The sequence below is a fragment of the Pseudoalteromonas tetraodonis genome (assembly GCF_002310835.1).
In the GTDB taxonomy this organism is placed as follows: domain Bacteria; phylum Pseudomonadota; class Gammaproteobacteria; order Enterobacterales; family Alteromonadaceae; genus Pseudoalteromonas; species Pseudoalteromonas tetraodonis.
In genome coordinates, this window is sequence record NZ_CP011041.1 from 1202824 (window position 1) to 1215270 (window position 12447).

The following is a 12447-nucleotide window of genomic DNA, read 5'->3' on the forward strand; positions in this document are numbered from 1 at the left end:
GGTAAACACGCCCTAGCATCTTCAACCTACTTGGGTATAATGCAGGGCTTAATTTGATTATTTTGAATTGCTAGCGGTTTTATTTTCATTTTGGTGTTTATAAAAACTTTTAAAACAACAGTGTTTAACCGCTATATGCCTTTTATCTGACAGGAAAACTATGCGCTCTATATACTGCGGACAGCTAAATAAAACTCACGTAGATCAGGAAGTTGAACTATGTGGCTGGATCAACAAACGACGTGACCTTGGTGGACTTATCTTTGTCGATTTACGCGATAGAGAAGGTTTAGTACAAGTTGTATTCGATCCGGAAGTTGAAGGATTAATGGAAACAGCTAACAAACTTCGTCAAGAATTTTGTGTTCAGTTAAAAGGGATTGTACGCGCTCGACCAGACAGCCAAGTAAATAAAGACATGGCTACCGGTGAAGTAGAAATTTTAGGCACGGGTTTAACGATTATTAACCGCTCTGAGCCTATGCCACTTGATTTTAACCAAGTGAACTCAGAAGAGCGTCGTTTAAAATACCGTTACTTAGATTTACGTCGTTTAGAAATGAGCGACCGTATTAAATTACGTGCTAAAGCAAGCAGCTTTGTACGTCGCTTTTTAGATGAAAATGGCTTTTTAGATATCGAAACGCCAGTATTAACTAAAGCAACGCCAGAAGGTGCGCGTGATTATTTAGTACCAAGTCGTGTACACAAAGGTAGCTTTTACGCATTACCGCAGTCGCCACAGTTATTTAAGCAATTGTTGATGATGTCGGGTTTTGACCGTTACTACCAAATTGTCAAATGTTTCCGTGATGAAGACTTACGTGCTGACCGTCAACCTGAATTTACTCAAATAGATTTAGAAACCTCGTTCATGAGCTCTGATCAAGTACGTGGCATGACAGAGAAAATGATCCGTGAAATGTGGCAGTCATTACTAAATGTTGATTTAGGTGATTTCCCAATTATGCCTTACTCTGAGGCAATGAGCCTATATGGTTCTGATAAGCCAGACTTACGTAACCCAATGAAGCTAATTGATGTAGCCGATTTAGTAAAAGACGTAGAGTTTAAAGTATTCTCGGGTCCAGCAAATGATGAAAAAGGCCGTGTTGCAGTACTAACGGTACCAGGTGGTGCATCACTTTCTCGTAAGCAACTAGATGACTACACTAAGTTTATCGGTATTTACGGTGCTAAAGGTTTAGCATGGATGAAAGTAAATGACCGCGATGCAGGCGTTGAGGGCGTGCAATCGCCAATCGCTAAATTCTTAAATGAAGATGTGATCACGCAGTTACTTGAACGTACTAATGCACAAACAGGCGATATCATTTTATTTGGTGCGGATAAACGCAACACGGTAAATGAAGCCATGGGCGCACTTCGTTTAAAAATTGGTATTGATTTAGAAATCACTAATTTAGATAGCTGGGCACCACTTTGGGTTGTTGACTTCCCAATGTTTGAAGAAGATGACGAAGGCACATTACACGCTGTACACCATCCATTTACTGCACCAAAAGATATTAGTGCCAGTGAGCTTGAAGCAAACCCAGCAGCGGCTATTTCAGATGCTTACGATATGGTATTAAACGGCTACGAAGTGGGCGGTGGCTCGGTACGTATTCACAATGCAGATATGCAAGAAGCGGCATTTAGAATTTTAGGTATTGAAGCGCAAGAGCAGCAAGATAAATTTGGTTTCTTACTTGATGCACTTAAATACGGCACACCGCCGCATGCAGGTTTAGCGTTCGGTTTAGACCGTTTAGTTATGTTGTTATGTGGTACTGATAACATTCGTGACGTTATTGCTTTCCCTAAAACCACACAAGCATCGTGTTTATTAACCGATGCGCCTAGCAAAGCAAACAGCGATTCGCTGACAGAGCTTGCTATTAGTGTAGTTGAGAAAGAATTACCAAGCGCAGAATAAAGCTAGCTTTTAGTTAGATTAAAACCCCTTAGGCTGAATACCTAAGGGGTTTTTTGTTTGGCATAACCCAATTTAGGTGCTTTATTTTTATGAGCGAGTTATTTAAAGATAGTCATTATTTTGATCAGTCATTTTCAAACTTTACAGCAAATGCAAAGCGCTTTAGCGATATTGAGTTTGAACAATGTCAGTTTATTGATTGCGATTTTAGTCACAGCCAGTTTAGTGCCTGTCGGTTTATAGAGTGTGAATTTATTAACTGTAATTTGACTGAACTTAATTGGAATTACAGCTCCTTAGAAGAGGTGAGCTTTGCAAATTGTAAGCTCAATAGCATAGTGTGGGGGCAAGTAAATTGGCCGCAATTAGCGCTAACGTCACCGGTGAGTTTTAAACAGTGTGAGCTGAGCCATAGTTCGTTTTTTGAATTACAGTTAAAAGCCTTAACAATGACGAACTGTTTTGCCAAAGATGTCGATTTTAGACACGCTAACTTAGCTCAAAGCAACTTCTCGGATACTGACTTTAGAGACAGCCTGTTTCATCAAACTAATGTGAGAAAAGCAAATTTTGTTGGCGCAACGCAATTTAATATTGATATAACAAGCAATGATGTGAGTAATGCAAAGTTTGAACGGCTTGAAGCGTTAAATCTATTAACAGGACTTGATATCGAGCTGGTTGATTAGCCGCAAGAGCTTACGGCTAATACGTATATTTACTATTAGCAAGCAGGGCCATTTTTGTTACGTGCACTAGCAAGTGCGCGGGCTATGCTCAGTAGCTCAGGCGAAATATCATCAGCGCCATCTTTAATCAGTTTAGTTACATCACCAGATGAATATAAGCTATCACGCGGTGATTTAATCCCAAGCTCTCTCACAAAGTCTTTGGTTTTACCTGTACTGCCGGTTTCAATAAACTTAAAAATAATGCGTTCGTTGTTACTTTTCGGCTCGGCTTGTAACACTTTAATTTCTTCTTGGTAGGCTTCAATTCTGCTTTGTAAAATATTGATGCGCTGTTCAATGCTGCTGTATGATTTCATGAATGGATTCTTTTGCGATAATAGTAAAACAATAATCGCTATTATCGCACAAATTAGCAAAGGCGCGCGCTAACCTTTATAATAAAAATTAATACTAGTTAAAAATATATAGATAATACAATGAAATGCATGTTAAAAATTATAAAAAAGCGTTTAATATTAAGTGCGCTTACTTTAAGTACTACGCTATTTGCATCATCAAGTTATGCCCAAGACGATGCAATCATTGATGATAGTCGTAATCGCTCTATACCTGTAAATATTACCCTACCAACTAACCACCTTAAGTGCAGCGCGCAAGTAAAATGCCCAGTGGTATTTGTAAATGCGGGGTACGGCATTAGCCACAATGAATATACCTTTGTAAGTAAGTTATTTAATGCGCAAGGCTATTTAAGCATCGCGGTAGCACATGAGCTTAAAAGTGACCCTGCGCTTAATCGTGCGCAGCCATACCTAACTACTCGTATGGAAAATTGGCACCGGGGTGTTGTAACCCTCAAATTTTTAGTTAATGAGCTAAGTGTTAAATACCCTGAGTATGATTTTACAAAACTCACTTTATTTGGCCACTCAAATGGTGGGGATATCTCAGCCTTGTATACAGCTATTTATCCAAGTGAAGTAAGCCAATTAATTACGCTCGATCACCGCCGCATGTTATTGCCACGCAATAAAAACATACATGTGCTCACACTTCGAGGTAGTGATTACCCAGCCGATGTGAACGTGCTTTTAACCGACCAAGAGTTAACTGTTTATCCTGTTACACAAACGTTGATAGCAGAATCACGTCATAACGATATGTACGATGGCGGCCCTAAATGGCTGGTGGATAGAATGAGTAAAGAGGTAGCGGCGTTTTTAGAAAATTAAACGATACAGTCAGCTTTTAAATTAAAATCCTAAAAATAGCGCAGGCCTACTGCGCTATTTTAGTTTTAAGTTACTCTACCAGTTCACTCACCACCAAAGGGCTATTATGTAGCGTTTTATGCACAGGGCATTTATCGGCTATTTCGAGTAATCGATTTCGCTGAGCGTCAGTTAAATCTCCTTGTAAGGTTATTTTGCGAGTAATAGCCTCTAAATTGCCGGTTTTTTCGCAATCATCACAATCTTGGTTGTAATTGCGGGTATGGTTAAGCTCTACTTTTATATGCTCTAGCGGTAACTCTTTGCGACTTGCATACATGCGAAGTGTCATTGCAGTACACGCTCCAAGCCCAGCGAGTAAATGATCATAAGGGTCTGGGCCTAAGTTTTTACCACCAACATCAGTAGGCTCATCAGCAAGCCATGTATGGTTTTTAGTACTCACGTGCTGAGTGAATTGATGATCTTTTTCTTCAACTAATACACTGCCGTTAGTTAATTTTGCACTATAGGGTGTTTTCTCGTATTTAACATAGCGATTAGCCCACGTAGCAATGACATCGGCTGCGTAGTTAGCGTCTTCTTTATTGCTGAGTAAGTGATCGGCATTATCTAAACTTATAAAGCTTTTTGGATGCTTGGCAGCGGCGTAAATTTTTTCGGCTTCGCTAATATTCACGGTGGCATCAATAGGAGAGTGCATAACCAACAAAGCACGCTTAAGCTTGCCTATATGGCTGTTATCGTATTTGGCGATGTCATCTATAAATTGCTTTTTAATCGTAAACTCACGCCCAGCTAAACACACTTTTGCTTCACCCGATTGGTTTATTTCATCTAAATGAGCAGCAAAGTTATGAGTAACATGCTGGGCATCTGATGGCGCGCCTATAGTCGTAATAGCTGACACTTCGGGTATGTGCTCTGCTGCTGCAAGCACCGCAGCACCACCTAAGCTGTGACCTATTAATAACTGAGGTGCTTTAAAGTGTGTTCTTAAGTGATTGGCAGCAGCCACTAAATCTTGAATGTTTGATGAAAAGTTACTGTTGGCAAAGTCACCATCGCTATTACCAAGCCCTGTAAAATCAAAGCGTAATACAGCAATGCCTTGCTGAGTGAGTGCGCGGCTTATTCGTGTTGCAGCCGCTACATCTTTAGAGCAGGTAAAACAGTGGGCAAATAAGGCATAAAATTTCACCTCACCAGAGGGCTGTTCAAGTTGTCCAGCAAGTTCTAATTCACCGCTTTTAAAAGAGACTTTTTGTCGCATGAGAATACCTTAACTAATTGATAAAGTGTGTGGTGCTGATAAATAAGAGATTGGTACGGTGGGATGAAAATTCAATATTGGCATTATTTTGATCTCGATCAAGCTAGAAAGGGCTTGCCAATTGAGTGCGGACATATGTCCTTATAATTTCAAAGGGGTTTGTCTATCCTCGCACAGCATAAAAATGCAGTCTTTATTACTTGAATTAAGTAGTTCAGCTATATTTGAATGTAATACCAATTCGTATAAATATTTGAATAATTTAACGGTTTAAATCATTTTCTAACGTTATTAAAAAAATTTTATTTAGAACAACTAGATATAATTTTTTGCTTAGTTAGAACTTTATTTTTTTATCGTTAAATATACCTACACTCAAGCGAATTGGTAAATGGCTTCTAACAACCTACTTACTGGAATGTACCATGCAATTACCTACAGTTGATTATAAAGCGGACGATGCGGCTGCGCAATTTGTTGAATCGTTGAGAAATACTGGTTTTGGCGTATTAAAAAACCATCCTATTCCGCAATCTTTAGTTGAGTCTATTTATAAAAATTGGCAAGACTTTTTTAACTCAGAGCAAAAGCATGAGTTTTTATTTTCAAAAGAAACGCAAGATGGCTATTTTCCACCGTCGGTATCAGAAGTTGCTAAAGGCCATACAGTAAAAGACATTAAAGAGTACTTTCATGTTTACCCTAAAGGCCGTGTTCCTGCACAACTAGAGGCTGATGTGCGTGAGTACTACCGTTTAGCTAATGAGTTTGCGGCAACATTATTAAGCTGGGTTCAGGCTGAAGCGCCTGAAGAAGTCCGTGCTAAGTTCTCTATCGATTTAAAAGATATGATTGCCCAGTCTGAGCAAACGTTGTTACGTATTTTACATTACCCGCCAATGACAGGTGATGAAGAGCCAGGTGCTATTCGTGCTGCTGCGCACGGTGATATTAACTTATTAACTGTATTACCAGCGTCAAACGAGCCAGGTTTACAAGTACAAAAAACCGATGGCGGTTGGTTAGATGTGCCATGTGATTTTGGTAGTTTAATTATTAATATTGGTGACATGCTACAAGAAGCATCAGGTGGCTATTTCCCATCAACGATTCACCGTGTAATTAATCCATCAGGTAAAGCAACAACCAAATCACGTATTTCATTACCTTTGTTTTTGCATCCTCGTCCAGATGTGGTGTTATCTGAACGCTACACAGCAGATAGCTACTTACAAGAGCGTTTACGTGAGCTAGGTGTAAAATAATCCTTTAGCATATGTAATGCTCAGGTAAATAAAAAGCGGCTGTTTAGCCGCTTTTTTAGTATTTGTGTGTATTGATTTGACACAAAGTAAATAATGGCATGCATTCTGAGCTACTAAAGGTATAATGCGCGCAACTGGCCACTTTGGCCTAATTTGAAATAGAGAGTTTATATGAGTTTTGATGGTTTAGGTTTATCACAGTCTTTAGTTAATGCGGTTTTAGAAAAGGGCTATGAAACGCCAACGCCTATTCAGGCTCAAGCTATCCCAGCAATTATTGCGCGTCGCGATGTAATGGCCGCAGCACAAACAGGTACCGGTAAAACCGCTGGTTTTACTTTGCCACTAATTGAGCGTTTATCGTCGGGCACTAAAGCAAAAAGTAATCATGTACGTGCGCTTATTTTAACGCCAACCCGAGAGCTTGCGTTGCAAGTAAGCGAAAACGTTGAAGAATACGCTAAGCATTCTGATGTGAGTTCGTTTGTGGTTTACGGTGGTGTAAAAATTAACCCACAAATGCAGCGCCTGCGTAAAGGGGTTGATATTTTAGTGGCCACACCTGGGCGTTTAATTGATTTACACAATCAAAACGCGGTTAAATTTGATAGCATTGAAGTACTGGTTTTAGATGAAGCCGACCGTATGTTAGACATGGGCTTTATCCACGACATTAAACGCTTAATTGCAAAAATGCCTGAAAAACGTCAAAACTTAATGTTCTCAGCAACCTTTTCTGACGACATTCGTGCATTGGCCAAAGGGTTAATTAACGATCCGGTTGAAATTTCAGTCGCTGCCAAAAACACGACTGCTAAAAGCGTGACTCAATGCGTGTACGCAGTAGATAAAGCGCGTAAAACGGCCTTATTAAGCCATTTAATTCGTAGCAACAATTGGCAACAAGTACTGGTATTTAGCCGTACTAAACACGGTGCTAACCGTTTAGTTAAGCAACTGGAACGTGATGATATTGTTGGCGCAGCAATCCATGGTAATAAATCTCAGGGCGCACGTGTTAAAGCATTGGAAGGCTTTAAAAGTGGTGAAGTGCGCGTATTAGTGGCAACCGATATTGTTGCCCGTGGTTTAGATATTGTTGAGCTTCCACACGTAGTTAACTACGACTTACCTAATGTATATGAAGATTATGTTCACCGTATTGGCCGAACTGGTCGTGCGGGTGCATCAGGGCATGCCATTTCGTTTGTAACGGTCGACGATGCAGTGGATTTATACGGTATTGAACGCTTTATTGGCGAGTTAATTCCTCGTGCTGAAGAAGAAGGCTTTGAACCGGCTAACCCTGTTGCTGAGCGCGCCCTCGATGCTCGCCCACTGCCTGCTAAAAAGCCAAAGAAAAAACAACCATTTAATAAGCCTAAATCTGATAGCAGCAAACCTAATAGCAAAAAGCCTAACAATGGTGGCAATGGTACAGGCCCACGTCGTGGTGGTTCTAAAAAGCCAGCAGCAAAAACAGACGAGAATGCACAAAACCCTTGGGCAAAACGCCAATCGGTAGGGGGCACTGGTCAGCGCCGTCGTCGTCCAGCAAATAACGACTAATTGTCACTGCGTTTAGTTAAACGCAGCTGCAAAAAAAGCGCTAGCTTTAAGGTTAGCGCTTTTTTGTTTTTAATTTATCAGTAAGTAATTAATGCCTAGGCCAACAAACAGCGTAACGCTAACACTCAGTAACGTGCCTAGCATCACATATTCCGTGAGTTGTTTATCTTTGCTGGCACTTAAGTCGCCAAATCTAAACACGGATTTGGCGGCAATTAAAAACCCAAGCCCAGCAAACTGATCTAATAAAATAAATGTCAGCATAAGTACTCGTTCGAGCATACCAATACTTTGTCCTGCTAAAGGGAGGCTACCATCACTAGAAAAGTGATTAGTTAAACGCTCTAACATCATTCTTATAAATACCGCACTGGGACTTAAAATAATAAGGTAACCAGTTATAACCCACAGCACTTTTTCGTTGAACAATAACGCCATAAAATTGTTAGTAAATTGCTGATTATCAGTGAGCCAAATGCTTATCACAACAAGGACGGTGATATGGGCAATTTGGTCTAATAAAAAAGGCACCACGCCTTTATTTGAATACGATTTTGCAATATCAATAAAGTAGTGGCTGATCATAATAATACCGGTGGCCAGTAATACGCTGCTTAGTTGTTGCCAGCCAAAGCTATATTCCCAAAGTGCAACAACGACAGCGCTGGTAACTCCGTGAACCAATACATGGTAGTAAAGTTTTTTTGCTTTAAAATGACGGGTGTTTCTGTCGTTTACCCAGCTCATGGGTTGCCAATAAAAATCAGCGAGTAAGTGGCTAATAATCAGTGCGACGAGCAATATTGAAAATTCCATTAGTCATGTCCTTGCTGTATGCTTTTAAGCTGTTGTTGTGCATGTAAAATAAATCGTTCTATCAGCTGATAGTTAGCAAGGTTAAGCAGCTTAGTAACGTTTTCGCGGCTGGTGTTGAGCTCATTAGCTAAGGCTGCATGGTTGTTATTAGTATGGGTTAAATATACATACAAAGCATTTGCTTGTTTTTGGGTTATTTTACACAGTAATACATCGACAAACGCTAGGTTTAGCTTAAAGCTCTCATCAACTGGTTGTTTTGCAATAGCAAATGTAAAACGTTGGTTTGTCATTTTATCTAGCTCATGACCAGAGAGAGTAAATGCAGAGCCTGTAGCAGTTTTTATACTCGTACCAGGGTTATCTATGTGTCCCAATGCCATGCTTTGGCGCAATTCATAGCCGGCAGATTTGAGCTGTAGATAGATAAGAATAGCGGTGGTAACTAACCGTTCACTTTTTTCTACTTGCAGCTGAAATGCATCCCCACGGTAAATATCCCAAGATGTTGTTTTATTACAATTTGCACGTAAACTTTGCTCTAGCTGATAAAGCATGGCATCGTATTGTTGTTTAGGTATTTTTTGCGATTTAATTATATCGCCGCTGATCACACCAATCATATAAATCCAGATAGATTATTTATATGTAACTAATTTTGGTTACATCTTAAAATGTAACCGTATTTGGTTACATTGGGTTTGGTAACTAATTTAGGTTACTTAACACGCAATTGCAAGTATTACTCATTAGGACATAATAATGACCTCACAACAAAGCAGCAAACCTCGTGTAGGTATTTTTGTCGATGTACAAAATATTTATTACACCTGTCGCGAAAGCTACGGTAAAAACTTTGATTACAATGCCTTTTGGCGAATGATAGAGCAACAATACGATATTGAATGTGCGTTTGCTTATGCAATATACCGAGGTGATGAAAAGCAAAATCAGTTTCAAAATATTTTGCGCGCTATTGGCTTTGAAGTAAAACTAAAACCCTTTATTCAACGCCGTGACGGCAGTGCCAAAGGCGATTGGGATGTAGGTATAACCATAGATATGCTAGAGCAGGGAAAGCAGCTTGATAAGGTTATTTTACTCTCGGGTGACGGTGACTTTGCGTTATTACTTGGGCACTTAAAAAATCAATACAATGTTTCGTGTGATGTATACGGTGCTGATAAATTAACCGCAGAGGTACTTAAGCAAAGTGCTGAGCAATTTCATTTAATTGACAATCAGTTACTACTTTAAAAAGTATAAGCGCTGCGTTGGTTCGGTGTAATTTTGAGCAGAATGCCCACCTTCAACATGAGCATTTTTAATACAGCGGGTGCATAGATTAATTAAGCCTAATTTAGGCTTTTTTTATGGCGGTAATAAATTGGGTTTAGTGGATGATTATGGTAATTTTAAGAATCAATTAGTATCAAGGAATTACATGCTTAACTACAGTAATATGCCATTAGACAGAGGCTCAAATGCGCGCAAAGACCCTACTTGGGTAGACGCAAAAAAAACAGCAGACAGCTTATGGCTTTTAGTTAAAGGCAATCACACCTTATTTGCTAACAGTAGCCCTGAGGTGGTGTATTTGGCTTACCTACAGGTGGCACATTTAGATTTAACGCAGGCTATTTTTTTAGGTTCAAATGAGCAGGATAATGCCGTATTTGCGCTAGATGTAACCGCACTCGACGAGTCGTTATTAGCAACGATTATTGATGGAGCCCAGTTTGCAGATATTCGCCAGTTTGGTACACAGGTGGCGCTTGAAGATGGCTCAAATGCAGCGCTTGCCCGTGGGTTGTGTTACTGGCATGCCACTCATAGTTTTTGTGGTCGTTGTGGTACCAAAAATCACTTAGTTGAAGCGGGTCACTCTCGATTATGCCACAATCCTGCGTGTTTGCACCAGACTTTTCCGCGTACCGATCCTGCGGTTATTATGGTAGTAACTAAAACATTTTCTGATGGGATTGAACGCTGCTTATTGGGTCGCCAAGCAACTTGGCCAAAAGGATTGTATTCATCCCTTGCAGGCTTTGTTGACCCTGGTGAAACCCTTGAACAAACCGTGATCCGAGAAGTAAAAGAAGAGGCGGGTATTACTGTGGAAAAAGCAGAATACATTGCTTCGCAACCTTGGCCGTTTCCTTCGTCAATTATGCTAGGTTTTATTGCCACAGCAAGCAGTGATGAAATAAGCACAGAGCAAGATGAACTTGAAGATGCAAAGTGGTTTTCTCGCGAAGAACTTGCGCAATTTAAAGATTGGCACCATCAAGGGGAGCATTTAAAGCTACCTAGAGCTGATTCAATTTCGCGTTATTTAATTGAATATTGGCGTACTCAGATAGAAGGATGAATCATGTCGAGCAAAAATAAAAATACTCAGTTAGTCTCATCAGGGCGCAAAAAAGCGTACACCCATGGCGTAGTCAATCCTGTGGTACAGCGCGCTTCAACGATTGTGTTTGATTCTGTGAGTGAGCTTAAAGAAGCGGCTAAAACACGCGGTGATAAAACGTTATTTTATGGCCGTCGTGGCACCACTACGCATTTTGCCCTGCAAGAGGCAATTACTGAACTCGAAGGGGGTGAAGGCTGTGCCTTATACCCATGTGGCGCGGCAGCGATAAGCCAAACATTGTTATCGTTTTTAAAGTCCGGTGATCATATTTTAATAGTGGATACTGTTTACGAGCCAACCCGTGATTTTTGCGACAAGATTTTAGCGGGGCTGGGCATTACTACGACCTATTATCCGCCCATGATTGGCGCAGATATAAAAGAGTACATTCAAGACAATACCAAAGTGTTGTTTTTAGAATCTCCGGGTTCAATTACCATGGAAATTCAAGATGTTCCCGCTATGGTGCAAGTGGCAAATGATCATAATGTGATGACAGTGCTTGATAACACTTATGGTAATGGTTTGCACTATCGCCCACTTGAACATGGTGTTGATATTAGTATTCAAGCGGCAACCAAATATATTGTAGGTCATTCAGATGTGATGATGGGCGTAGCTGTAGCGAATAAAAAATATTGGCCAACACTTCGTGAACACTCTTATTTACTCGGGCAATGCACCAGTGCAGATGATGCGTATTTAGCACTACGAGGTTTGCGTACCATGGCGGTGCGATTAAATCAGCATGAAAAAGCGGCTATTGAGGTTGCTAAATGGTTAGAGCAGCACGAGTTAGTTGATCATATTCGCCACCCAGCATTTGAAACATGTCCTGGGCATGAATTTTTCAAACGCGATTTTGACGGTAGTAATGGTTTGTTTTCGTTTGTAATGAAAACCGGTAACCAAAAGGCCATTGATGCTTTTTTAGATAGCTTGCAGCATTTTAAAATGGGCTTTTCTTGGGGAGGCTTTGAGAGCTTAGTAACGGCAAACCTATCAATGAAAGGGCTGCGCTCGCAAACAGGATGGGAGCATGGACCTGTTATTCGTTTGCACATTGGCTTAGAAGATGCTGAAGATTTAATTGCCGACTTACAGCAAGCATTAGCTATTTATGAGCAACATTTATAATTACTAATTGTTTAAATTACATTATTTGTTACAAAGCCTACCTCTGAGTAGGCTTTTTTTTGCTAGCAATTCAACGTGTTTACACTTAGTGTTGTTAAATAACGCTTA

The 12447-nt window shown here is 40.2% G+C and carries 12 protein-coding genes; 8 read left to right on the forward strand and 4 right to left on the reverse strand.

The window, feature by feature from the left end; genetic code table 11:
- Positions 1-160: 160 nt before the first annotated feature.
- Positions 161-1939 (forward strand): aspartate--tRNA ligase, encoded by a 1779-nt coding sequence (gene aspS, locus PTET_RS05650; RefSeq protein ID WP_013464572.1) that lies wholly within the window; start codon positions 161-163, stop codon positions 1937-1939.
- Positions 1940-2028: 89 nt separating this feature from the next.
- A complete protein-coding gene (locus PTET_RS05655; RefSeq protein WP_013464573.1) occupies positions 2029-2628 on the forward strand; it encodes a pentapeptide repeat-containing protein in 600 nt (199 codons plus the stop codon).
- A 35-nt stretch (positions 2629-2663) separates the two neighbouring features.
- Here PTET_RS05655 and PTET_RS05660 read toward each other — a convergent pair whose 3' ends face one another.
- Positions 2664-2987, reverse strand: a complete 324-nt coding sequence (locus PTET_RS05660; protein ID WP_013464574.1) for a hypothetical protein — start codon at positions 2985-2987, stop codon at positions 2664-2666.
- Positions 2988-3116: 129 nt separating this feature from the next.
- Between PTET_RS05660 and PTET_RS05665 the strand changes: the two genes are divergently transcribed.
- The gene (locus PTET_RS05665; protein WP_013464575.1) at positions 3117-3863 is read left to right on the forward strand and encodes an alpha/beta hydrolase; all 747 of its coding nucleotides are present in this window, start codon (positions 3117-3119) and stop codon (positions 3861-3863) included.
- Between the two features lie 70 nt (positions 3864-3933).
- Here the strand turns inward: PTET_RS05665 and PTET_RS05670 are convergent, their stop codons facing one another.
- Complete coding sequence (locus PTET_RS05670) at positions 3934-5136, reverse strand: bifunctional alpha/beta hydrolase/OsmC family protein (protein WP_013464576.1); 1203 nt, start codon at positions 5134-5136, stop codon at positions 3934-3936.
- A gap of 425 nt (positions 5137-5561) precedes the next feature.
- Between PTET_RS05670 and PTET_RS05675 the strand changes: the two genes are divergently transcribed.
- Together PTET_RS05675 and PTET_RS05680 are read left to right on the forward strand one after the other, a co-directional pair.
- Positions 5562-6401, forward strand: a complete 840-nt coding sequence (locus tag PTET_RS05675; protein ID WP_013464577.1) for an isopenicillin N synthase family dioxygenase — start codon at positions 5562-5564, stop codon at positions 6399-6401.
- Between the two features lie 171 nt (positions 6402-6572).
- The gene (locus tag PTET_RS05680) at positions 6573-7970 is read left to right on the forward strand and encodes a DEAD/DEAH box helicase (protein WP_013464579.1); all 1398 of its coding nucleotides are present in this window, start codon (positions 6573-6575) and stop codon (positions 7968-7970) included.
- 69 nt (positions 7971-8039) lie between these two features.
- Here PTET_RS05680 and PTET_RS05685 read toward each other — a convergent pair whose 3' ends face one another.
- Positions 8040-8786: a DUF3307 domain-containing protein gene (locus PTET_RS05685; RefSeq protein ID WP_013464580.1), complete on the reverse strand. Its 747-nt coding sequence runs from the start codon at positions 8784-8786 to the stop codon at positions 8040-8042.
- Positions 8786-9409, reverse strand: coding sequence for a hypothetical protein (locus tag PTET_RS05690; protein ID WP_013464581.1), 624 nt, complete (start codon positions 9407-9409; stop codon positions 8786-8788). Before PTET_RS05690 ends, PTET_RS05685 begins: the two co-directional genes overlap by 1 nt.
- 139 nt (positions 9410-9548) lie before the next feature.
- Here PTET_RS05690 and PTET_RS05695 point away from each other — a divergent pair, with 139 nt between their 5' ends.
- The 3 genes from PTET_RS05695 (at position 9549) to PTET_RS05705 (ending at position 12339) form a co-directional block, all read left to right on the forward strand.
- On the forward strand, positions 9549-10043 hold the full coding sequence (locus PTET_RS05695; protein ID WP_013464582.1) for a LabA-like NYN domain-containing protein: 495 nt from the start codon (positions 9549-9551) through the stop codon (positions 10041-10043).
- Between the two features lie 187 nt (positions 10044-10230).
- Positions 10231-11157: an NAD(+) diphosphatase gene (gene nudC / locus PTET_RS05700; RefSeq protein WP_096038311.1), complete on the forward strand. Its 927-nt coding sequence runs from the start codon at positions 10231-10233 to the stop codon at positions 11155-11157.
- A gap of 3 nt (positions 11158-11160) precedes the next feature.
- Entirely contained in the window at positions 11161-12339 is a 1179-nt protein-coding gene (locus tag PTET_RS05705) for a cystathionine beta-lyase (protein ID WP_013464584.1), read from the forward strand.
- Positions 12340-12447 lie beyond the last annotated feature (108 nt).